Source organism: Chitinophaga eiseniae (genome assembly GCF_900167135.1).
Taxonomy (GTDB): domain Bacteria; phylum Bacteroidota; class Bacteroidia; order Chitinophagales; family Chitinophagaceae; genus Chitinophaga; species Chitinophaga eiseniae.
On record NZ_FUWZ01000002.1, the window covers coordinates 1885658 to 1906453 of the forward strand.

25 protein-coding genes are annotated in these 20796 nt (G+C 49.1%); 17 read left to right on the forward strand and 8 right to left on the reverse strand.

What is annotated here, in order from left to right:
• Positions 1-45: 45 nt before the first annotated feature.
• From B5D63_RS17430 to B5D63_RS17455, 6 genes are all read left to right on the forward strand, one after another.
• A complete protein-coding gene (locus tag B5D63_RS17430; RefSeq protein WP_078670045.1) occupies positions 46-924 on the forward strand; it encodes a helix-turn-helix transcriptional regulator in 879 nt (292 codons plus the stop codon).
• 18 nt (positions 925-942) lie between these two features.
• Entirely contained in the window at positions 943-1404 is a 462-nt protein-coding gene (locus tag B5D63_RS17435; RefSeq protein ID WP_078670046.1) for a DUF983 domain-containing protein, read from the forward strand.
• A 147-nt stretch (positions 1405-1551) separates the two neighbouring features.
• On the forward strand, positions 1552-2898 hold the full coding sequence (locus tag B5D63_RS17440; protein ID WP_078670356.1) for a TolC family protein: 1347 nt from the start codon (positions 1552-1554) through the stop codon (positions 2896-2898).
• Positions 2899-2911: 13 nt separating this feature from the next.
• A complete protein-coding gene (locus B5D63_RS17445) occupies positions 2912-4144 on the forward strand; it encodes an efflux RND transporter periplasmic adaptor subunit (protein WP_078670047.1) in 1233 nt (410 codons plus the stop codon).
• A complete protein-coding gene (locus B5D63_RS17450) occupies positions 4141-4887 on the forward strand; it encodes an ABC transporter ATP-binding protein (protein WP_078670048.1) in 747 nt (248 codons plus the stop codon). The genes B5D63_RS17445 and B5D63_RS17450 overlap by 4 nt, the downstream gene beginning before the upstream one ends.
• A 9-nt stretch (positions 4888-4896) precedes the next feature.
• Complete coding sequence (locus B5D63_RS17455; protein WP_078670049.1) at positions 4897-6117, forward strand: ABC transporter permease; 1221 nt, start codon at positions 4897-4899, stop codon at positions 6115-6117.
• 89 nt (positions 6118-6206) lie between these two features.
• Here the strand turns inward: B5D63_RS17455 and B5D63_RS17460 are convergent, their stop codons facing one another.
• A complete protein-coding gene (locus tag B5D63_RS17460) occupies positions 6207-6512 on the reverse strand; it encodes a hypothetical protein (protein WP_143312950.1) in 306 nt (101 codons plus the stop codon).
• Positions 6513-6716: 204 nt separating this feature from the next.
• Here B5D63_RS17460 and B5D63_RS17465 point away from each other — a divergent pair, with 204 nt between their 5' ends.
• Positions 6717-7280, forward strand: a complete 564-nt coding sequence (locus tag B5D63_RS17465; RefSeq protein ID WP_143312951.1) for a hypothetical protein — start codon at positions 6717-6719, stop codon at positions 7278-7280.
• 108 nt (positions 7281-7388) lie between these two features.
• Here B5D63_RS17465 and B5D63_RS17470 read toward each other — a convergent pair whose 3' ends face one another.
• Entirely contained in the window at positions 7389-7784 is a 396-nt protein-coding gene (locus B5D63_RS17470) for a nuclear transport factor 2 family protein (protein ID WP_078670357.1), read from the reverse strand.
• A 148-nt stretch (positions 7785-7932) separates the two neighbouring features.
• Here B5D63_RS17470 and B5D63_RS17475 point away from each other — a divergent pair, with 148 nt between their 5' ends.
• Entirely contained in the window at positions 7933-8934 is a 1002-nt protein-coding gene (locus B5D63_RS17475) for an AraC family transcriptional regulator (RefSeq protein ID WP_078670052.1), read from the forward strand.
• Here B5D63_RS17475 and B5D63_RS17480 read toward each other — a convergent pair.
• Positions 8922-9476 (reverse strand): SMI1/KNR4 family protein, encoded by a 555-nt coding sequence (locus tag B5D63_RS17480; RefSeq protein ID WP_159456060.1) that lies wholly within the window; start codon positions 9474-9476, stop codon positions 8922-8924. The genes B5D63_RS17475 and B5D63_RS17480 overlap by 13 nt on opposite strands.
• 162 nt (positions 9477-9638) lie before the next feature.
• Here B5D63_RS17480 and B5D63_RS17485 point away from each other — a divergent pair, with 162 nt between their 5' ends.
• Positions 9639-9920, forward strand: coding sequence for a hypothetical protein (locus B5D63_RS17485; protein ID WP_078670054.1), 282 nt, complete (start codon positions 9639-9641; stop codon positions 9918-9920).
• Between the two features lie 55 nt (positions 9921-9975).
• Here B5D63_RS17485 and B5D63_RS17490 read toward each other — a convergent pair whose 3' ends face one another.
• Positions 9976-10827 carry an AraC family transcriptional regulator gene (locus B5D63_RS17490; RefSeq protein ID WP_078670055.1) on the reverse strand — a complete coding sequence of 284 codons (852 nt, stop codon included), beginning with the start codon at positions 10825-10827 and terminating at the stop codon, positions 9976-9978.
• An 83-nt stretch (positions 10828-10910) separates the two neighbouring features.
• Between B5D63_RS17490 and B5D63_RS17495 the strand changes: the two genes are divergently transcribed.
• On the forward strand, positions 10911-11309 hold the full coding sequence (locus B5D63_RS17495) for a DoxX family protein (protein ID WP_078670056.1): 399 nt from the start codon (positions 10911-10913) through the stop codon (positions 11307-11309).
• An 82-nt stretch (positions 11310-11391) separates the two neighbouring features.
• Here B5D63_RS17495 and B5D63_RS17500 read toward each other — a convergent pair whose 3' ends face one another.
• Positions 11392-12987, reverse strand: coding sequence for a Na+/H+ antiporter (locus tag B5D63_RS17500; protein WP_078670057.1), 1596 nt, complete (start codon positions 12985-12987; stop codon positions 11392-11394).
• Between the two features lie 109 nt (positions 12988-13096).
• On the opposite strand from B5D63_RS17500, the gene B5D63_RS17505 reads away from it, so the two are divergent.
• Positions 13097-13531: a hypothetical protein gene (locus B5D63_RS17505; protein WP_143312952.1), complete on the forward strand. Its 435-nt coding sequence runs from the start codon at positions 13097-13099 to the stop codon at positions 13529-13531.
• Between the two features lies 1 nt (position 13532).
• Here B5D63_RS17505 and B5D63_RS17510 read toward each other — a convergent pair whose 3' ends face one another.
• Positions 13533-14252 (reverse strand): carboxypeptidase-like regulatory domain-containing protein, encoded by a 720-nt coding sequence (locus B5D63_RS17510; protein ID WP_078670059.1) that lies wholly within the window; start codon positions 14250-14252, stop codon positions 13533-13535.
• A 68-nt stretch (positions 14253-14320) separates the two neighbouring features.
• Between B5D63_RS17510 and B5D63_RS17515 the strand changes: the two genes are divergently transcribed.
• Positions 14321-15286: a hypothetical protein gene (locus tag B5D63_RS17515; protein WP_078670060.1), complete on the forward strand. Its 966-nt coding sequence runs from the start codon at positions 14321-14323 to the stop codon at positions 15284-15286.
• 9 nt (positions 15287-15295) lie between these two features.
• Positions 15296-16069, forward strand: a complete 774-nt coding sequence (locus B5D63_RS17520) for a hypothetical protein (protein WP_078670061.1) — start codon at positions 15296-15298, stop codon at positions 16067-16069.
• Here B5D63_RS17520 and B5D63_RS17525 read toward each other — a convergent pair.
• The gene (locus B5D63_RS17525; protein WP_159456061.1) at positions 16047-16613 is read right to left on the reverse strand and encodes a 2'-5' RNA ligase family protein; all 567 of its coding nucleotides are present in this window, start codon (positions 16611-16613) and stop codon (positions 16047-16049) included. The two genes, B5D63_RS17520 and B5D63_RS17525, sit on opposite strands and share 23 nt — an antisense overlap.
• Before the next feature lie 204 nt (positions 16614-16817).
• Here B5D63_RS17525 and B5D63_RS17530 point away from each other — a divergent pair, with 204 nt between their 5' ends.
• Complete coding sequence (locus B5D63_RS17530; protein WP_078670063.1) at positions 16818-17564, forward strand: glycosyltransferase family 2 protein; 747 nt, start codon at positions 16818-16820, stop codon at positions 17562-17564.
• A gap of 9 nt (positions 17565-17573) precedes the next feature.
• Here the strand turns inward: B5D63_RS17530 and B5D63_RS17535 are convergent, their stop codons facing one another.
• Complete coding sequence (locus tag B5D63_RS17535; protein WP_078670064.1) at positions 17574-18155, reverse strand: hypothetical protein; 582 nt, start codon at positions 18153-18155, stop codon at positions 17574-17576.
• Between the two features lie 157 nt (positions 18156-18312).
• On the opposite strand from B5D63_RS17535, the gene B5D63_RS17540 reads away from it, so the two are divergent.
• The 3 genes from B5D63_RS17540 to B5D63_RS17550 all read left to right on the forward strand — a co-directional run bounded on the left by B5D63_RS17540 (position 18313) and on the right by B5D63_RS17550 (position 20346).
• On the forward strand, positions 18313-19038 hold the full coding sequence (locus B5D63_RS17540) for a hypothetical protein (RefSeq protein WP_078670065.1): 726 nt from the start codon (positions 18313-18315) through the stop codon (positions 19036-19038).
• A 495-nt stretch (positions 19039-19533) separates the two neighbouring features.
• A complete protein-coding gene (locus B5D63_RS17545) occupies positions 19534-19815 on the forward strand; it encodes a hypothetical protein (protein ID WP_078670066.1) in 282 nt (93 codons plus the stop codon).
• 18 nt (positions 19816-19833) lie between these two features.
• Positions 19834-20346, forward strand: coding sequence for a hypothetical protein (locus B5D63_RS17550; protein WP_078670067.1), 513 nt, complete (start codon positions 19834-19836; stop codon positions 20344-20346).
• The last annotated feature ends 450 nt before the right edge of the window (positions 20347-20796 follow it).

A 20796-nucleotide genomic window follows, 5' to 3' on the forward strand; every position in this document is an offset into this window, starting at 1 on the left:
TTAACACAATCAATTTCACGCCATGCCCTGTACCTTTGTGTCATCATGTCAAAGGCACATATCCATACATATGATATCTGTTCGCTGGTGATGGACAAACCTGCATCAGAAGACATTCTGGTGGCGAGATTTACCGACTACCTGGCAGCACACCCGGACATCAGATTCCCGCACCGGCATTCCTTCTACCACCTGGCATTTTTTACCGGTGGAAGAGGTTCGCATACAATCGATTTTGAGCGCTTTCCGGTGGCGCCGGGCCAATTATACTTCATGGTCCCCGGACAGGTGCACAGCTGGTTTTTTGAAGGACGGACGGAAGGATATGTCGTTAATATGGCGGCCGGCTTTTTCAACGCTTTTTTGCAGGATGCCGGTTATGTGGAACGTTTCCCTTTTTTCAGCGGCGTAAGCGCCGAAGGGGTAGTGACACTGCCGGAAGAAGCACAGCCCGGCATTGTGGCGCTGTTTGAGGAAATGCTGGTGGAAATGGACGGCACAGAAGCCTACAGCCATGACATGCTACGATTGCTGATGCTGGAGATGTTTGTGAAAGTAAGCCGGGAAACACGCAACGGCGACGTTCCGCAGGAGCCGCCGCACAACTATGTGCTGCTTCGCAACTTCCGCAAACTGGTGGAACAGCATTATATGCAGCTGCGGCTGCCGAAAGAATACGCTGCGCTGCTGTACGTCACCCCCAATTATCTCAACGCTTTTTGCCGGCATATGCTGGGTAAATCGGCCGGAGAGATTATCCGTGACAGGGTACTGCTGGAAGCCAAAAGACTGCTGATCAATGTTGATATCAGTATCTCCACCATTGCCTACCAGCTGAGCTTCGCCGACAATTCCTACTTCACGAAATTCTTCAAAAAATATGAAGGGGTAACACCGGAAGAATTCCGGAAAAGTATTTCCTGACATTAAAAGCTTCATTATATGTGTGCAGATAAAAATCATGAGAAACCGAACATCTTCAAAAGCGTATTTACCAATAAATGTGCACGCTGCAGAAGAGGTGCTATCTTCCTCAGCAAAAATCCCTATGACCTTAAAAGCTGTATGAAAATGCCGGAAAAATGTCCGGTGTGCGGCCAGCAGGTAGAGGTGGAAGTAGGGTTCTATTACGGTACCGGCTACGTGAGCTACGCCCTCTCTATCGCTATTTGTGTGGCCAGCCTTATCGCCTGGTGGCTGTTTGTAGGCTTCTCTATTTATGATAACAGTATTTACTGGTGGCTGGGATTCAACGGCATGCTGTTGCTGGGCCTGCAGCCGATACTGATGCGCTGGTCCAGGACCATCTGGATGGCCTTTTTTGTAAGATATGATGAAGACTGGCACCAGGGCCCTCCGCAGGGTACCGGCCGGGTGAACACCACCTTTAAAGGCGCCATTTAAAAAAGGATAGCAGCATTGAGTATAACGAATGAAAAAAAAGAAGACCCGGTATTTTTTGCCCGGGTCTTCTTTTTTTTCGTTATATTAGGATTACTATTTAACTCCATATCTGTCATTAGCTATTTTTCTAACAGCAATGATTACACGATGAAGTTCCCCCGGCGGTTTGTTACTTGTTTATGTCTGTCCCTCTGGATGTATGGCAACAATCCGCTGAAAGCCCAGGATAGCGCGCAAACGCCGCTGCCGGCTATCTGGAGCTTACAGGATTGTCTGAACTACGCCATGCAAAACAACATCCAGCTGAACAGCCTGCGGCTGAGCCGGATGAGTAGCGAACAGGACCTGTTGCTGTCCAAAGCGGCCCGGTTACCTGATCTTTCCGGCTCGGCTTCTCAAACGCTGACCGGCCGTAAAACCCTCACTGCCAGTGGTAACATGCCCTACGAAGGCGCGCTGTCGGGCAACTACTCCGTCAACTCCAACGTCACGCTTTACCAGGGTGGCTATCTTAACTACGATATCAAACAAAAAGGGCTGCTGACACAGGTCGCTGATCTCAACATCGCACAGCAGATCAACGATATGACCATCCAGATCACGCAGGCTTACCTCAACATCCTGCTGGCCCGGGAAAATATCGTGTACGTGAGAGACCTGGTAACTACTTCAACAGCGCAGGTACAGCAGGCGCAACAGCGTTATGATGTGGGCAGCATCGCGCTGAAAGACCTGGCTTCGCTACAGTCGCAGCTGGCGGCCGACCGCTACAACCTCGTCACCGCTGAAAACCAGCACCGGCTGAGTAAACTCACGCTGAAACAGCTGCTGCAACTGCCCAGCCCCTACGACTTCGATATTTTTTCCCCGGACACGCTGGTGTCCAGCCACCTGGTGGTGCCCCTGCAGGAAGCACAGGATACCGCCCTCGCTAACAGGCCGGAAATAAAAAGCGCGCAACTGGGCGTCAACATATCCTCGCTGGACCTGGCCAAAGCCCGTGCAGGGTTCCTGCCTACGCTCAGCGCCGGCGGCGCACTGGGCAGCTCCTCACTTAAAGATCCAGGCAACAACTTCTTCAAACAACTGGACAACAACTTCTACCAGCAGATAGGCCTCACCCTGTCTGTCCCGATATTCACCCGCCGGCTCAATAAAACCAACGTGGAAAAATCAAAGCTGGAGGTGGACCAGTCGCAACTAACGCTGAAGAATACACGTACTAACCTGTCACAGACAGTGGAGCAGGCGTATATCAACGTACAGAACGCACAGGGGCAGTATGACGCTGCGGTGGAGCAGCTGCGCTACGCCACCGAAAGCTACCGGATTGCTACCGAGCAGCTGAAAGTAGGCGTGGCCAATATGGTGGATTTTCTGCAACAGAAAAACCTGTATATACAAGCCTTTCAGTCTTATATACAGGCTAAATACAATGCCGCACTGACAATCAGGATATATGATTTTTACAGGGGCGTGCCTGTAAAACTATAAATGTATTTGACGTATGAGAAAATATAAAAAGGTTATCATCGTGGCGGTTATCCTGCTGGTGGCGCTGGTCATCTGGTTTCTTTTTTTCAGAAAGAAACGTCAGCCGGTAGCATTCGATACGGTGAAACCATCCTACGGTCATATAGCCACTACCGTTACTGCCACAGGGACCATCCAGCCGGTGGATACCGTAGCGGTGGGCGCCCAGGTGTCCGGTACGCTGAAATACCTGTATGTGGACTTTAACTCGCAGGTGAAGAAAGGAGAGAAGCTGGGTGAGCTGGACAAGGTATTGTTTCAGGCACAGGTAGACCAGTACCAGGCTAACTTACAGGTGGCGCAGAGCAACCTGGATTATCAGAACAACAATTTCCACCGGCAGGAGCTGCTGTATAAAACAGGCGCCATCGCCAAAGCAGATTACGATGTGGCTTACAACCAGCTGGGTCAGGCAAAGGCACAGGTGGCCAGCGTCAGCGCGCAGCTGGCATCGGCCCTGAAAAATCTCTCGTTTACAGATATCATCTCCCCGATCAACGGCGTTGTGCTCAACAGAAGCGTGAGCGTAGGACAGACGGTGGCCGCCAGTTTTAACACGCCTACCTTGTTCGTTATTGCGAAAGATATTACCAGGATGCAGGTGGAAGCCAGTGTGGACGAAGCGGACATCGGTAATGTAAAAGACTCGCAGCGTGTAACCTTCACCGTAGATGCCTACCTGGAAGATGTGTTTGCCGGTAAAGTGCAGGAGATACGGCTGCAGCCTTCCGTATCTTCCAATGTAGTGACGTATAATACCATCATCAACGCCACCAATGAATCTATGAAGCTGAAGCCGGGGATGACGGCCAACGTGACCATCTATACCGCAGAAAAAGACAGCGTATTGTTGCTGCCGGTAAAGGCGCTCAAGTTCAGGCCGGATTCTGCGTTGCTGAAAGATTATGTTATTGTCAGCGCCGTTGGGCGCCGGCAACGCGCTGCGTCGCCTGCCGACACGAGTGGTAAATTCAAAAGTGTGCAGCGTGTGGGATCATCCAATTATGTATGGGTGCTGAAAGGGGATAGCCTGTTGCAGAAACATATTCGTACAGGCCTCAATGATAACACCCGGATTGAAGTCATTCACGGCCTCACGCCGCAGGATGTGGTGGTGATGGCCGTCAACGGCAGCACCGGACCTGCGGCGACGGCCGGTAACAAAAGCCCGTTCCTGCCAAGGATGGGAGGAGGGCGCAGACGATGAACAACAAGATCCTCGAACTACAGCAGATCAGGCGTGAGTTTGTGATGGGCACGGAAATAGTCCGCGCCCTTAAAGGCGTGTCGTTCGACGTACACGCTGGCGAGTTCGTGACGATCATGGGGAGCAGCGGCTCGGGTAAAACGACCTTGCTCAATCTCCTCGGTTGCCTGGATAAACCAACGTCCGGTGAGTACCTGCTGGACGGGGTGAATGTCAGCCACCTGTCGCGCAATGAGCTGGCCCGGCTGCGCAACCGGAAGATAGGCTTTGTGTTCCAGGCTTATAACCTGCTGCCCCGCACTTCCGCACTGGAAAATGTGGAGCTGCCGCTGTTCTATAACCCTGCGCTGTCGGCCTCGGAGCGGAAAGAAAAAGCGGTGAAAGCCCTCGCGGCGGTAAAACTGGCCGACCGGCTGGACCATACGCCCAGTCAGCTGTCCGGCGGGCAGCAGCAAAGGGTGGCCATTGCCCGCGCGCTGGTGAACCAGCCGGTGATGATCCTGGCCGATGAGGCGACCGGCAACCTGGACACCCGCACTTCCTACGAAATTATGTCGCTCATGCAGGACCTCAACAAGGATGGCAAAACCATCGTTTTTGTGACCCATGAGCCGGATATCGCCGCTTTCAGCAGCCGGACAGTGATGCTCCGGGATGGCAAGGTGGTGAAAGATACCGTCAATGAAAATGTACGCTCGGCCAAAGAGGCGCTGGAAGCGCTGCCGCCGGCAGATGATTACTAATTCAACAGCATGAGCGCCATCAACCTCATACGGATAGCTTTAAGGGCCTTACAGCGCAACAAGCTGCGGGCTTTCCTGACCATGCTCGGTATTATCATCGGCGTGGCAGCGGTGATCGCCATGGTGGCCATAGGAGAGGGTTCCAAGGAAAGTATCCAGTCGCAGCTGAGCGCCATGGGGTCCAATATGATTACGATACTGCCGGCCAGTAACGTATCGGGCGGCGTGCGTATAGAAGGGGCGAGTTTTCAGTCACTTACCATCGTGGATGTAAAGGCCATACAGAAAGGGGCCGAACATGTGGCCGCCGTATCGCCGGTTTCCGCTACCAAAGGACAGGCGATCTATGGCGCGCTGAACTGGCCTACCAGCCTGCAGGGCGTAGCGCCGTCCTATTTCGAGATCCGTAAACTGGACATAGCCGATGGCGTTAGTTTCACCGATGCGGATGTGGGCATGGCCGCCAAGGTGTGCGTACTGGGGAAAACCGTGATCGATAACCTCTTTCCCAGCGGAGAAAGCCCGGTGGGCAAAGTCATCCGGCTCAATTCCATCCCGCTGCAGGTGATCGGTACTTTGGTGCCTAAAGGGCAGAGTTCTTTCGGGCAGGACCAGGACGATATTATCCTGACGCCCTATACTACGGTACAGAAGCGTATCCTGGCCACCATCTATTTTCAGAGCATCTATGCTTCCGCTGTCAGCGAAGGCACCTCTGTGCAGGCAACCGATGAAATTATAGATATACTAAGGGAAACACACCGGCTTCGCGCTACAGACGAAAACAATTTCCAGGTGCGTACCATGGAAGAACTGATTAAAACGCTGAGTTCCACCAGCAGCCTGCTGACCGTGCTGCTTACGGCCATAGCGGGCATTTCCCTGGTCATCGGCGGTATCGGGATCATGAATATTATGTACGTGTCGGTGACCGAACGCACGCGGGAGATAGGGTTGAGAATGTCCATCGGCGCCAGGGGCATAGACATCCTGTTGCAGTTCCTTGTGGAAGCCATTATTATCAGCGTTACCGGCGGGATCATCGGTGTGATACTGGGGATCACAGCCGCCAAGGTGATCACCCTTGCCCTGGGATGGCCCACCATCGTGTCTGAATCGTCTATTGTGCTTTCGTTTATGGTATGTGCGCTGACGGGCGTATTCTTCGGCTATTACCCTGCGCAGGCGGCCTCCCGGCTGGACCCGATAGAGGCGCTGCGTTATGAATAACGGCTTGATAATTTGGAAAGTGTACTTTGTGTTAAAAAACCGCCGGAAAATGATCCGACGGTTTTTGAAACACAATTTTAACTTACAAACTACGCTTTCTTGTTATGAATCTGTGACGGTTTTAGGTACACTTTCCTGCCTTTTTCGTTGACGATGTATTTCTGGTCTTTTCTGTTGATGTACACCGTTTCTCCGTTAGGGCCTTCTTTACCCTTATAGATTTTATCAGTAATGGCGGAGGCGCCTTTCACTGCGATGGAGGCTGTTTTATTCCCTACTTTTTTTGCGGTGCTGTCGAGGTTGTTCTGCGCAAATACAGCTTGAGCCGGCAGGGTCGCCACTGCACCAAAAGCGAGGGCGAACAGCACGGCGGAAATTGTTTTTGGAGCTCTCATGATGATTGTCTTTTTTGTTAGTTAATGATCTAATGCAGTGGTTGTTAATTCAATTTTGATGCCATTCCCAAACACAGGCAGTGGTTAATTGAAAGACAAATGGTTACAGATAATATTTTTCTAACCGGCAGAAAGTGACCGGGGATTTTCCCCCGCGGTAGTATCAGGACTTTTTCGTATATTGATTAACGATAACCTGTGTCTATGAGATATTCGAATGGTCTGTACCTGTCTGTTCCTACACCTTGCGGGGAGAATTGGGATCAAATGACCAATACTGCTGCGGGTAAACACTGCGATAGTTGTGCTAAAACCGTAATAGACTTCTCCTTCATGACGGATGCTGAAATTTTTGCTGTTATCAGTAACAGCAGGGGGAAGATTTGTGGCCACTTTCAGGATAACCAGCTGAACAGACGGATCAATCCTCCGGTATCTCCCCGCAAAAATTTTTTACCCGCACTGCTGTTGACGGCCGGTCTCATCACAGGGATCGCCAATCACAGCTATGCAGAAGCACGCGACCTGGAGCAGGTGGAAATACTGCTGGCGCCCCTGCCTGAAGACACATTGACAAAACCTATGAAGACTTATGATTTACCTGCTATAGAAGTGGTAGCCGTACCGGCTACCGTTTGCCGGATGTGGACAGGAACGGCCGTCGTCGTTGAAGCGAAAGAATTGCGCCCCCGCGGCCGCTATTTTACGGACCAGGTATACCCCACTGACGAAGAACGCCGTCAGGTTAAAAAGAAACGTTGGTTTTAACAGTTGGTATTTGCTTGTCTTAATTATTCCTGTAATTCCAATACAATAACAGCACAACCCTTCAGGAGGCCCGCTTCCCGAAGGGTTGTGCTGTTCCGGAGAATGCTGTTAGTTTCCCCAGAACAGATCTTCATGTGCGGTATCGGCTGCATATACCTTGGCCGCTACAATCTGACCGTCTTTTACCGTATATACGTCTACGTTGTCAGTGTCCAGGGTAGCGCCGTCCCTGCTGGCCTGCCAGCGTAATACTACTGCTGCCTGGTCCCCGTTTACCGTGATGGATTTTACATCGGAGAGTTTCATGGTGTTGGCAGATACTTCGAACATGCCGCCCACCATCTGGAATACTTCGCCACTGGAATTTTTGACCCCGGAGAAACGATTGCTGCCCGGCTGGTCCCAGGTGATGGCAGGATGCAGCAAAGCGCCCAGTTTTTCAAGATCTACCTGCTGAACTGCTGTAACAAATGCTTTAACGACGGCTAAGGTTTGATTTTCCATGATTATCTTTTTTTTGAGTGATTTGTTGATTGTTTGATGATACAAAGCTACTACCGCGGGCATCCTCGTTATTTATCATTTCACGACAAACGATTGTCATTTCACGCCAACCTCTTTTTTATCCGGAAGGGATGGATAACTTTATACGATGAAACAAATCGTATTATCCATCATCGCGTATGCGGTGCAGCGTGATATAGATACGGCCAAGTTGTGTCGGCTGGCGGGCATCAACCTGACGGCATTAAAGAAAACCAACGCGCCGCCGGTCACGCAGCAGCAACTGGATGCGCTGTGGCTGCATGGTGCACGACTGTCAGGCGATCCGCTGTTTGCACTGCATTTTGCCGCCTCCGTACAGCCGGCTGCGTTAGGTGTTGTGGGGCAGATTATTCAAACCAGCGCCACAGTGGGAGAGGCGATCACTCATGCTGCAGCACTGACGCACTACGTAACTGACCAGTGCCGGCTGGAGATTGCCCGGAACAATAAAAACTTTACAGTAAGGTTCATCCCTGCCGGCGGTAACGTGAACGAGCCCACGATGGCCTTCCGCGTCTTGGTGGAATTGCTGATGGTGATCACCATCCATGAGGTGTCGGGGCTGATGCTGGAGAAGATAGTGCCGTTAACGGTAAGATTACCTTATAACGTACCGGACGCAGCGGCTTATGAACAGATATTCCGTTGCCGGCCAACAAAACGCGCCGGGGAGTATGCGCTGGTGTTCGATATCCGTTATTGGGAAGAGCCGATATTAACGGCCAATTATGAACTGCAGGACCTGCTGCTGAAGAAGGTAGCGGCCATGGCACCGCAGCAACCTGCGAAAACGGCGGGAACGCTACAGGCAAGGGTATATAATTACCTGTTGGCCAATTCTTACCTGGGCGTTATATCACTGGAGGAAATGGCGGCCAATTTTAACCTGAGTCCGCGCAGCCTTCAGCGCAAGCTGAAGGAAGAGGGGGTAAAATACCAGGATATTGCAGATGCGGTGAGGAAATCCCTGGCGTTGTATTATATCTCTTCCGGCAGTTACCCGCTGAAGGATATTTCTTATATGCTGGGGTATAATGAACTAAGTGCTTTTACCCGTGCTTTCCGTCGGTGGACAGGCAGCAGTCCGTTACAATATCAGTCGTTGTAGTTGAAGGTGGTGTCTTTGTGTACGATGCCCCACTTTTTAACGAAAATATAATCTCCTTTTTCGAGGGCGTCGAGGTAATTGCTGATCCATTCCCGGAAGGAGCGCGCTACAATTTCGCGGTGGCCGTCATCATGCCAGAGGGTAATGATCTGGCCATGGTGGCCGCCGGGAGCGGGGTCCAGGTCCAGGCAGAGGAAATTGCCGAAGCCGTCGGCGGTAATGGGTATCCACCGGGGATTCCACCAGTCGGACCGGATGCCGGTGTCCGGTTCGGAAGCGATGGGCTCATCATTATAGGTAAAGGTACCGGAAGCGATCAGATCGTGCCAGTAATGCCATTTATTGATGATCTCTTCCAGGGGCAGCAGCTGGTCGCCGTCTACCAGTCCGGGCCTTGGCTTCTGTTGCCCGTCATGAAAGGTGTAGAAAGCCTTGAAATCGGCCGGCAGGGCCGATTCAACGAGTTTTTCCAAAGACTCCAGCGATGCATTGGAGACGCCGGGGTTAAGTACATGCAGTAGCTTGGGGGCATGCTGTCTCATCCAATTTTCCCATCGTGTCCAGTATTCTTGCATATGGTATGGGTTTAAACCGACTATAAAGATGTAAAAATTCCGCCATAAATAAAAGCGGGGAATGATATGGGCGCGTGAAAGAAATGCCTACTTTTGTAACCAGCATCATTTAAACGAAAATATACCACTATGGCACAGTTACCTAAATTTCTGATCGCGGACGATCCAGTAACAGATCCGGAAAATGAATATATTTTTCACACTGAAAAACCCCGCTTCTTTGCCAAACGTGTAGAAGAAGACGAAGAAACTGCCTACATCGATATCATCGAGGAAATCGACGATGTAGAAGCATTCTACAAAAATGCTCCGGAAAAGAAACAGGAGTTGCTTGAACAATTGGAAGACTGGTACTACTCTTACATGGAATGGCTGGAAGACGACGGCGAAGAAGACGACGAAGAAGAATAGTAACTGTAAGAAATTGAAAAGCGTCCGCTATCGCGGGCGCTTTTTTGTTGCCTCATCAGTCAGGTTGCAATTGCAACTGCAGTTCCTTTCTGAATGCGGATGGATTGACCCCTTTGTATTTTTTGAACATCCTGTTAAGATGGCTTTCGTCGGTGAAGCCCAGTTCATAAGCTATTTCCCCTACGCGCATGCTGCTGTATTGCAGCCTCGTTTCCACCAGTTTCAGTTTGTACTGCGTGATATATTGCTGCAGGCTGTCGCCATTGTTCCGTTTGAAATACTCGCTCAGGTAAGTCGGCGATATATTAAAGTGGGAAGCGATCTGCTCAGCCCGGAGTTTTTCGGGAGCATAGATATTTTCATGAATATAATGGAGGATGTTCAGCGGCGCCTCGCTTTTGCCTGGTTGCCGGGATGGCTCGGGCAACTGGCTGGAGATATTGCGGGCCACGATCATCAGGATGGTATTCACGATCTGTTGTGACAGGGCCTTGTGGTAAGGCTGCTGGTTCACCTGCTCGCGGATAAGCGCGTCTATCAGTGATTTTACCAGTGGTTTGTCGCTTTTGTTTTTGAGAATACAGCCCGGTAGGTGATTGTTGTTCTGGAAGATGAATTCCAGCTGCTGTATCCACTCTTTAGGCTGATTTTTCAGGTAGACGTCATTAAAACGGATAAAGAAAAACTTGGTGCTCTCCTTTACCTGGAAGGAATGACAATCCTGCGGCATTACGAGAAAAAGCTTATCGGCGCTGTAGGGCAACTGGTTCTTGTTTACACACTGGACCCCGCTGCCTTCCATAATATATACCAATTCAAAGAAATTGTGCTTATGCGCGTCTATGGGGCATTCGGTGCACTCGCGGTACTCGATTTCGAAGGGCTGATATAAATTTTCCTGTAACATCTTATAAAATTACTGAATGATCCCTGATTTGTACAAAGAATTTTACAGGGAGAGTCAGACCTTTGATATACAAAATTACTGTAATGGAAAACAACACAATTGCCTTTGTACTGTTAAGACTGGCCGTAGCAGCCAGCATGTTCGGCCACGGTCTCGTAAGACTCCCCAAGCTTAGCGGGTTCAGCCACTGGATGGTTTCTTCCTTTGAAAAATCCATGATACCCAGCGCCCTGGTAGTGCCTTTTAGCTATATACTGCCCATTGCGGAATTTGTAGTGGGCCTGTTCCTGATACTGGGCCTGTTTACACGCCTGTCCCTCATTGGTGGCGGACTGATCATGGTCGCCCTGATATTCGGCAGTACCATGGTGGAAGACTGGCATTCCATCCCTACACAATTGATTCACGCAGCCTTTTTCGGCGTGCTGCTGGTATTCATCCGGTATAATGGTTTCGCCCTGGATAAGCTGATCAGCAAGTGATCCGGGCGGGCAGCCCGCTGACCATACCCTGAAAAGACCACATGACGTGCCTTTTCAGGGTGTGGGAGATCGGCGGCAACGTTTATTCGTGACCGGGACGTTTGATCTTCATTTCATCGAGGTCCAGCTGCATTTCCTGACTACGGATCACCTCATCGCTGAAGGTGTTATGCTGCCGCAGGCGGAACAGCTCCTGCCGTTGCCGGGCGTAGATGTCCATCAGCACGGAATGATACAGGTCCACCTCCGCTTTTTCCGTGTCGTCGCATTCCAGCGACTCCAGTCGCGCAGAGGTGCTGCCGACATTATGTTCCAGGTCTTTTTTCAGAAAGCCTACCAACTCATTGTCAGCGGCTTCCACGCTGTACTTTTCTTCCAGCCGCTGAAGGGCGACTTTCATCATGGCCAGCCGCATACCGGCTTCCTGCTCGGCCAGCGGCGTAATTTCATCAATCTCACCTACTTTGATCAGTTTTATCAGCCAGGGAAGTGTGAGCCCCTGGAACACGAGCGTGACAAGGATAACGATGAACGTGATGAAAATGATCAGGTTACGATGCGGGAACAACAATGGCACCGACAATGCAGCCGCCAGCGACACTACGCCCCGCATACCGGCCCATCCTACTACCAGCGGCCCTTTCCAGCCAGGGCTGGATTCCTGTGTACGGATTTTTTTGCTCAGCATCCGCGGAATGAAAGCACCCGGATATACCCATAACAGCCGCACCCCTATGGTAAGCACCGCGATAATCAGCCCGTAGCGGATGGCATCGCCGATGGAATAGTCGCCCAGCGCATGTACAATAACGGGAAGTTCCAGCCCTATGAGCATGAAAATGATACCGTTGAGCACGAAGATCAGCGTGCTCCAGACGCCCAGCATCTGCATCCGTGTAGCGCCGTCGGGAAAGACCAGGTGAGAGCGGTACGATAGGAACAGGCCTCCGCTGACAACCGCCAGCACCCCGGAAAAATGGAACTGTTCCGCCGCCAGGTAGATAAAATACGGCGTCATCACCGTCAGCGCGGAATCTATACTGGGCGTAGTAGGCAGCCAGCGGTGAATCAGGTACATGACATACGCTACCGCCAGCCCTATCGCCACACCCATACCCGCAGATAAAAAGAACTGTCCGACAGCCTCCTGCATCACAAAGTGCCCGGACACCACCGCGGCAGCGGCAAAGCGGAATACGATCAGGCTGGAGGCGTCGTTGATAAGGCTCTCCCCTTCGAGGATCGTCATCGCCCGTTTAGGGACCTTCAGGTGTTTCAGCACGCTCGTGGCTGCCACGGCATCCGGCGGGGAGATAATACCACCCAGCAGGAAGCCCAGCGCCAGCGTGAACCCGGGTATCATCGAATGAGATACATACGCGATAATACAGGACGTAAAAATGACCGCCCCGAAAGCCAGCATCATAATGGGGCGCTTCCATTTCCAGAAGTCATTCCACGACGTATACCAGGCAGCTTCGTACAACAAAGGCGGCAGAAAGATGGTGAACACCATATCAGGGTCAATCTCAATGGCCGGCAAACCAGGGATGAAACCAATGCTCAGTCCTGCTAACACCAGGAAAATAGGATAGGAGATCTTCAGCCGCTGGCCCAGCATGACCAGCATAAACACAACGAACAATAAAGTAAGGACAAGAAGCAGCGAGTGATGCATAAGAGGGGATATATTTGCCGTTAATTTAAACAATTGGACAACAAATTTTCCGGTGAACTATATGGATTTTTTGCGGCTCCGGAATCTGTAGATAAAGCCTTTTATGCCTTTGCGTCTGATATTCATAGTACTCATCGTGAGTGGATGCCGTTTTCAGCCGGTCAATACGGTAAAAAGCGGGTTGGTGTTAACCGATTCTGCCCTGCCAGCGGACAAGGCAAAGTTTTACCACGCCGACGAATACACGAGCGAGTACCCTATTTATTACATGGGCCCCGTGGCAGATACCATCGTGCTGCCGTTACGGCCGTTATCGCCTCACTGGAAATCCACGGATGAAGCATTCGGGGAAAACGCTCCCTGGACACCTGCAGACAGCGCACAGGTGCTGAAAGCCGGGGAAATGGCGATAGCGAAGCTATTGCTGACAGATGGAGATTATCATACCTCCTGCCGGCTGAAGTTTAAGTCAAGGAAGGATAGTGTGTATTCTAATGTGTTTCCCTTTGTGATTGACAGGCGGTGGTTGCAGAAGGAACTGTAGATTATTTTTCTGTTTGTCGCCGGTATTTATCATACTGTTGCCTGATATAGACATACAGATCGTAATCACTGATATCTCTCACAAAATCGTAAGACGGCTGATACCGCAGCATAAACTGTGTAAGGCTGTCTCCATCCATACCGGTAAGGCGTTGCACCAGCGATGGGTTGAACTTCTGTTCCACTACATTTTCTTTCTCTTTGTCCAGCAGTATTTTCCTGAATTTTTCTTTCTTTTTATTCTTAGCAAAGGACACTGCTTTGTACAGCTGGTTGATATTTACAGCAATGAGTGGTCCTGCGCTTACGATCACTTCGTTCCAGCGCGGCCGGCGGAAATCGAACTCTTTTCTGAATTCCTGCCGCAGGCGAAGGGAGTCCCGCAGATAGTTGTATTGTATGATGTTAATAGCTTTCAGTTCCAAAGGTTGGGATTGCAGCTGGTGGGTGACAGTTGTTTTGTCTTTATTTACGATATAAAGCAGTGGTACGAAACCCAGTGCTTTCAGGAGTAGGGTGTCTCCTTTGTGTGCGCTGAGTTGATAGTAGCCCTGCTCATTGCTGGTAGTAGCGGTCTGTGTACGTTTATTCAATACCGTTACCCCGGCTGCCGGAATAGTGTCTTCCCGGAAAATAGTTCCTTGTATGGTAGTCTGGGCGTGGGTTTGCGACAATACCAGCAGCAATGGTAACAATAAGATAATATGCCGGAGTGGTCGCATAACGGCAAGATATAAACGCTTTCTTAAAGGAAAAGTTAATATTGAGGGTTTTAGTTTAAATTAGTATCATGAAAGGATTCTGGTCATATTTCTGGGTAGTGTACATGCTCTTTTTTGCCATCCCTTTTCCGATGTTGATCTACTATAACACGCGGGAGGGGCTGTCAGATACCAATCCATATCTGGCCATTACGTGGCTGGCGCTGTCAGTAATATTATGGACCATACTGGCGCTGCGTTGGTTCCATAACTGGATACTGTTGCCGTTTAAAATGAAACGGAACATGGATTACCTGTTGCGGGAAGGGGAGCGGCGAGAAGCCCGTGTGGTGGAAAGTAAGGATGGTAAACAGCTCAAACATTACATGATTACCAAGGGGATGACGGTCAGCCTGCGTAATTTTGTGGGAACGCCCATCACCGAAAAGCTGGAGCTGGTGGATACCAAACCGGGGGAGATGCGCTACGAAAAAGGACGGGTTATTTACCTCATGATCGACAAGACCCTGAAGTTACGGCCTTACCTGACCGTAGACACAGCGCAGGCAGACGTGAAGGCAGGCAGGATGCTGGTGACGGTTTTGCTGTGGTTAGGGATTGTAGCAGCTATCGTATGGTACTATTATTTCTCCTACAACCTGGAAAATGATGGTTACGGCTGGCGCTTTATGAAGTTCTATCATCCGCTGGTGTTATGCCCGGTGATTTTGTTTGCCACCCGTTTTGGATTGGGGGCTTTGCTGAAGTTGTTCAGTGGTGGAGATCCGGGCACACTGCTGCGGATCAAATACTACGGTATACAAACGATGGCGGAAGTGGTGAGTGCATCGCAGACCGGTACTTATATCAACGAACAGCCACAGGTGAAATTTGAATTGCGGTATAAAGATGAATATGGTAAGACCTACAACGCGGAACTGAAAAAAATTGTATCGCTTATCGATCTGGGAATGACACGGCAGGAAACTGTTTCTATTTTTTATCTGAAGGATAAACCTTCAGAGGTGGCGTTTGCAGACGATCTGGATGACTAAACTAATTTTATGCTGAAGAACCTGTCTATATTTTCAGGATTATTGCTGATGCTGAGTTGCCTTTCCTGCAACCAGCTGACGGATACGTTCAAGGATACTTTTAAAGAAAAGACAGACGATAAAAAAGAAGAAACCCCTTCCGGTACTAGCAGTACGGTGACTTCTTCCGTCGTTATTGAGTCGCATGTTTCTGCGGATACTGTCAGTACTACCTATAGGTATCGTTCTTCCGGAACGCCCCCTTCTTCCGGCGCTGCTGGTGCTGCCACTACTACCGGTGCTTCCGGTTCATCCCGCGGCACTGCTGCCAAGGCGGCTTTTCTGATGGACGAAGCGGGGCTGAAGGCGGCTCAGGCCAGTCTTCTGGCTTTGCCTGCCTATGCCGGCAAAAAAATGTACCTCTACGATGATATCCACGCATACGATGACGGCCGTATCAACCTGCAGCTCCGGCATCCGGACAACCCTGAATACGTGGACGCTTATCATTACCGGAATGGCAGATGGACAGGGCCGGAGCCGGTACAGCTTTCTGTACGGGATAAAGTGGAACAAAAAATGATACCACTGGATGATATAGATTTTGCCAGTATGGCAAGGGTGTATAAAAATATAGCGGAGAAGTCTGCCACGATAGAAGGTGCGAAAACACCGACCCATATCTATGGTATTGTCCAGGAGAAACGGATGTTATGGTATCCGGCGTCGATCAGCGGCAGCAGAGAAAGATACGCCATCAGTTTTAACCCGGATGGCAGTGTCAAAAGGTTCTTCCGGGAATAAACGGCACTTCCTGTAATACTTCATAATGCGACGCTTCCACTGCCTTTTTCAGTATGGTCACTTTGTTGCAGCAGAAGCTGTCATGACAGTCAAAATCATGCAGGTTTACCTTTAAAAGCTCTTCGTTGGCCACATTCCGCGCAATGGTTATATGCGGCCGGATGCTCCGGCGGCGGTTGAACTCAGCTGTGATAGATCCATGCAGGCGGTGTATGCGATCGCCGTTGGCAGGTTGTAACATCAACGTACCGGTAGCGCCGTTTTGAAAAATACCTGCGCCGCCGAGTTGTACATCGAATTCCCGAAAGCCTTCCACCGCATGTGTTACCCGCCGGATAACAGACTGGTCATCTTCTGTTATTTGAAATTTCATCAGGGAGATATGGGCTATCGATCCCAGGTTGTAAGACGGTATCCTGATCATGCCCGCCAGCAGGTTTTTCATGGCGGCCACCTTGTGGACGATACGCTGCCCCGGAGAGAGCAACAGGAAGTACTCATAGTAACTAAATAGTGAGAGCTGTGCATAGTTCACCCGTCGCATAACAACGAACATTTAACATGACAATAAATGGGTGAAATAATGGGGTAGCAGGTAGTCATTAAAGTTAATAAAAGTATGGATGGCTAACAAAAAATTATAACTGATGCCCGTGTTCCCCGGATAACAGAAAAAATGCGCCTCAAATAATAAATTTCCATGCTATGAGTAAATTTGCCAAATTGCAGGCTGGAAAACAAGCAGGGTATGCAGGAAACAGGTAAACTGGTCAGTATCATTATTGCCACTTATAACTCAGAAAAATACATCGGGGAGTGTTTGTCATCCATCCAGTCGCTGGGACAACCGGCCATAGAGGTCGTGATCGTGGATGGCGGCAGCACCGACAATACCATCCATATTGTAAAAAGCTTTGACAGCGGCCTGGTATCCTGGGAAAGCGGTCCGGACAAAGGCATTTATGATGCGCTGAACAAAGGCGTGGAACGGGCCCGGGGCCGGTGGCTCTATTTTATGGGTGCCGATGACCGCCTGCTGCCCGGTTTTGGCAAGATGATGCAACAACTGAAGGACAACGATACCGTCTACTATGGCAATACTACCGAGTATTTCGAAAAGGAAGGCCCGCGTTACCTCTTGCTGAAAGGGGCTTTCAGCAACTACCGGCTGGCGAAATTCTGTATGAATCACCAGGCGATCCTCTATCCCGCCGGTGTTTTCCGGAAATACCGCTACGACCTGCGTTACCGGGTTTTTGCCGATTATGCGCTCAATATCCAGGTGTGGGGTGACAAGGCTTTTAAGAAGGTGCACCTTCCCATTACTATCGCGCAGTACAATATGGACGGTTTCTCTTCCGTCACCAAAGACAAGGATTTCGTTTTCCGGCAGGAGAAATTCGGGCTGGTCAGAAAAAGCATGGGGTGGTGGATTTACCTGCGCTTACTATCCAGGAAGTACAAATACCAACTGCGCGGGAAAAGCTGGGAATAGTCTCTTTCCTTAATTATGTTGGTTTGCCGGTAACAGCCGGCCGTAGGCAGCCAATACGCGGTCTACTTTTCGCCGGTGCTCCGCCCGTACCGCCTGCACGCTTTGCTGCCTTACATAGGCACATAACCTGATAATTTCATCGTCCAGGATAAACAGAACAATTTCAATCCGCAGCATCCTGTCCCACTGGGTGATGCCGGGGATATCGTCCGTGTCAGGACGTGAGCGGAGGTCTTCCAGCATCAACTGTTCGAACAGCGCAGGATACAGCTTGTAAAGTACCGGAGCGGTGGGGGAGCAGCTCCGCTCTGTTTTCCGGATGGCCGTAGCCATACGAGGCGAACGGAGAAAACTGCGGATACGCCTTCTGAGGCGGGAAAGGAATCTAACGGCCGTCGTCTTTTTAAACTCAATACTGGCTTCTGTCAGAAACCGGATGATCACCTTGATATGTAACTCCGATTTGAGAAGATGGTCATCCATCGTGACGCCTTTGACCATTAAAATCTCGTCGGGCTTCGTGTGGTCCAGCAGGTAAGTTTTAAATAGTTCAGGGTTAGCCTGGTGTAAAGGTATTTCGGGACTGTTCATAACAAATGGTGTTTGGGGTCAATGAGCTGTTACTTATAGATACACGTTGGATATGGGATTTGTTCAGGAATGCCTTTTTTTGCATATTTTAGGTAAACATTATACTCCTAATGTTATCATTCATCAACCGCTGCCGCCAGGCAATAAACCAGTACCCATGAATATCTTTCAGCTCATCGCAAGAAGTATTATCCGGAAGTCCTTTCATCTGTCGGTATGGACGATCGAACAGTTTTATGATATCGCGGTATATGAAGAAAAAGCACGGCAGCTGGACGAGCTGCCGGAAGGAACGTTAGGGAAAGACATTGCAGCATGTCTGAAGCGGAATGGTCTGCGGCTGGTACCGGGATACGAGAGCCATGACTTAAAACATGTACTCCTCGGTTTTAAAATGACACCGGTAGACGAGATACGGTTACAGGCATTTATGTTGGGCAATGGTAATTACACGTTGCCCAGCTTCGCGATATTTATCTTCGGTGCGTTGTTCCTGCCGGACCTCTGGCGCACGTTTTATAAAGACTATCTGGATGGCCGGCAGGCGAGGCCTGTCAGTTCCTGGACAATAGAAGACTACGCGCATTGTAATACCGCCGCATTGCGGGCGGCCGTCTTCCACTACGCCCCCGCAAAAAAGCAGCGTATTACTACCGCAGGTATCGCGCTGGTTGGTGCATATACCGCCATTACGCTGGGTACTTTGGGAATGCTTTACTGCCTGCCGTTTTTATTCTCCTCTTCCATGGAAGATTTGGTGGGTGCCGGGTTTCCCTTTGTAGGCGGAGCGATGATGGCAGGTGCAGGACTCATGGCACTGTCTAATCTGGCAAATGGGAGCAGAAAGGTGCAGGTAGCTGCAGATGCGCACATGCATCAATGAAAAACGCCCAGACTTAGTAAAGTTTGGGCGAATAAACGTTTTTGTAGTCCCGACAGGTGAGTTATCGAACTTGGATATGGACGATGTGCCATATAAAAATACTTTTACAAAACTCGTTTCCATATTATCAATGATTACCTCACTAAAGCTGTCAGACTGAAAAAAACTCTTATCCTGATTGGAGTAACGAAATAAACTGATTTGATCTATTTCGATTGGCAATTGCCCAAAATTTAGAAATGAAATTGTTTCATGTTCTTGCAGTTCGAGCATAGCTCATTTTTAAATAAACCAAAATCACTAGGGAATGTAAGGTTGAAAGTGTTTCGTTATTGAAGTTATAACATATATTTTATTCGCAAATTATCGTCCAATCGTAGACGGATAAAGGATAGGGACTAGGAATCAATATCAGGAGAGTATAAAAACCTCCGTATTACGTTAAATACACCTCAACTTGCAACTGCCTCACAGGAGTATATAGCAGCTACAATAATGCATGAAGTTCTTCATGCCTACTTCAAGGCGTTAAATGTTAATCCCTTGGTGGAAGATCACAATGAAATGGGATTCCTCTATGTCGATGAGATGGCAGCGGGGATAAGAGAAGTGTATCCATCAATCAGCGCTGATGATGCAAAGGCACTGGCTTGGGGTGGTGTCCATGAATCCTATTCATGGCTGAATTTGGTCAGAACAAGCCCGACTGGGGCGCAGAGTATTATTGATAAGAATAAAGCTTATAAGCGCGGTCAATCTGGAACAAAATGTAACTAAATACAAATCTGATTTCACATGAAACAATGTTTTTTGCTGTTGATGTGTTTATTATTCTTTAGCATTGCAGGATTTACTCAAGATGTAAACGCGTATAAGGCTGAGTATGACACTATTACAAAAAAGATCGTCAATGATATACAATTTCCCAAAGAGCTACGGCAGCAATGTAAGTCTATTACGGTATCATTTATTCTTTCTTATACGAATGGAATCAGAGAAAGGGAAATAATCTTTTCAAAAAACTTTCCTTCCGCACTTAAAGAAGAGTTTGTCAGCAAAGTGAAAGTATTTGATGCAGTAAAATGGAAGAATATTTTCCCTGGAGCAACCAAATCGAAAAACTTTTCCATCCTCATTCCCATAATCTATTATTTTGATGATAGCTGTCGAGAAAAAATGACTTCTGTTAATTTTGCTGAGACAGTAAGTGGTGGATTTTCGTTTGACAAAACGCTGACCTCAGCTATATACTTTTTGAAGCCGTTGTCTGTAAGCCTGGTTTCTTGGCCAGGAAAAGCACTGCTATAGTATTAAGAATAAGGAACGCCTCAGTTGTTTTGATTTCTTAAACACGAGAAGGGAAAAAGTGGGAAAGCCCAAGTATGAATATTCATTAAGTGAACTATTTTACTGAATGTGGAGGCAGGCATTATAATCTTGTTTTACTGTAATTTACTGTTGAAGAACCTGAATCACTAGGGAATATGAAGGTTTAGTCTTCCTCATTGTCCTTATTTGCCGTATTCCAGTGACATACAACGTCACATGACATATCTTTCAACAGTTTTTCAGCAGATAGAAGACAAGCTGACCCGTTTAACTTTCCCGGCCTGAACGCTTTCCTCATATGTGCGTAAATTAGTTTTCCTCTGATTTTACATAAGCCTATTTCCTTCCACCCTGTTAACGAATTATCATGAAGGATAAACGATATGCTATTGTAAATAAGCTACTGGAGGCTAAAGGAATCAGCAATTT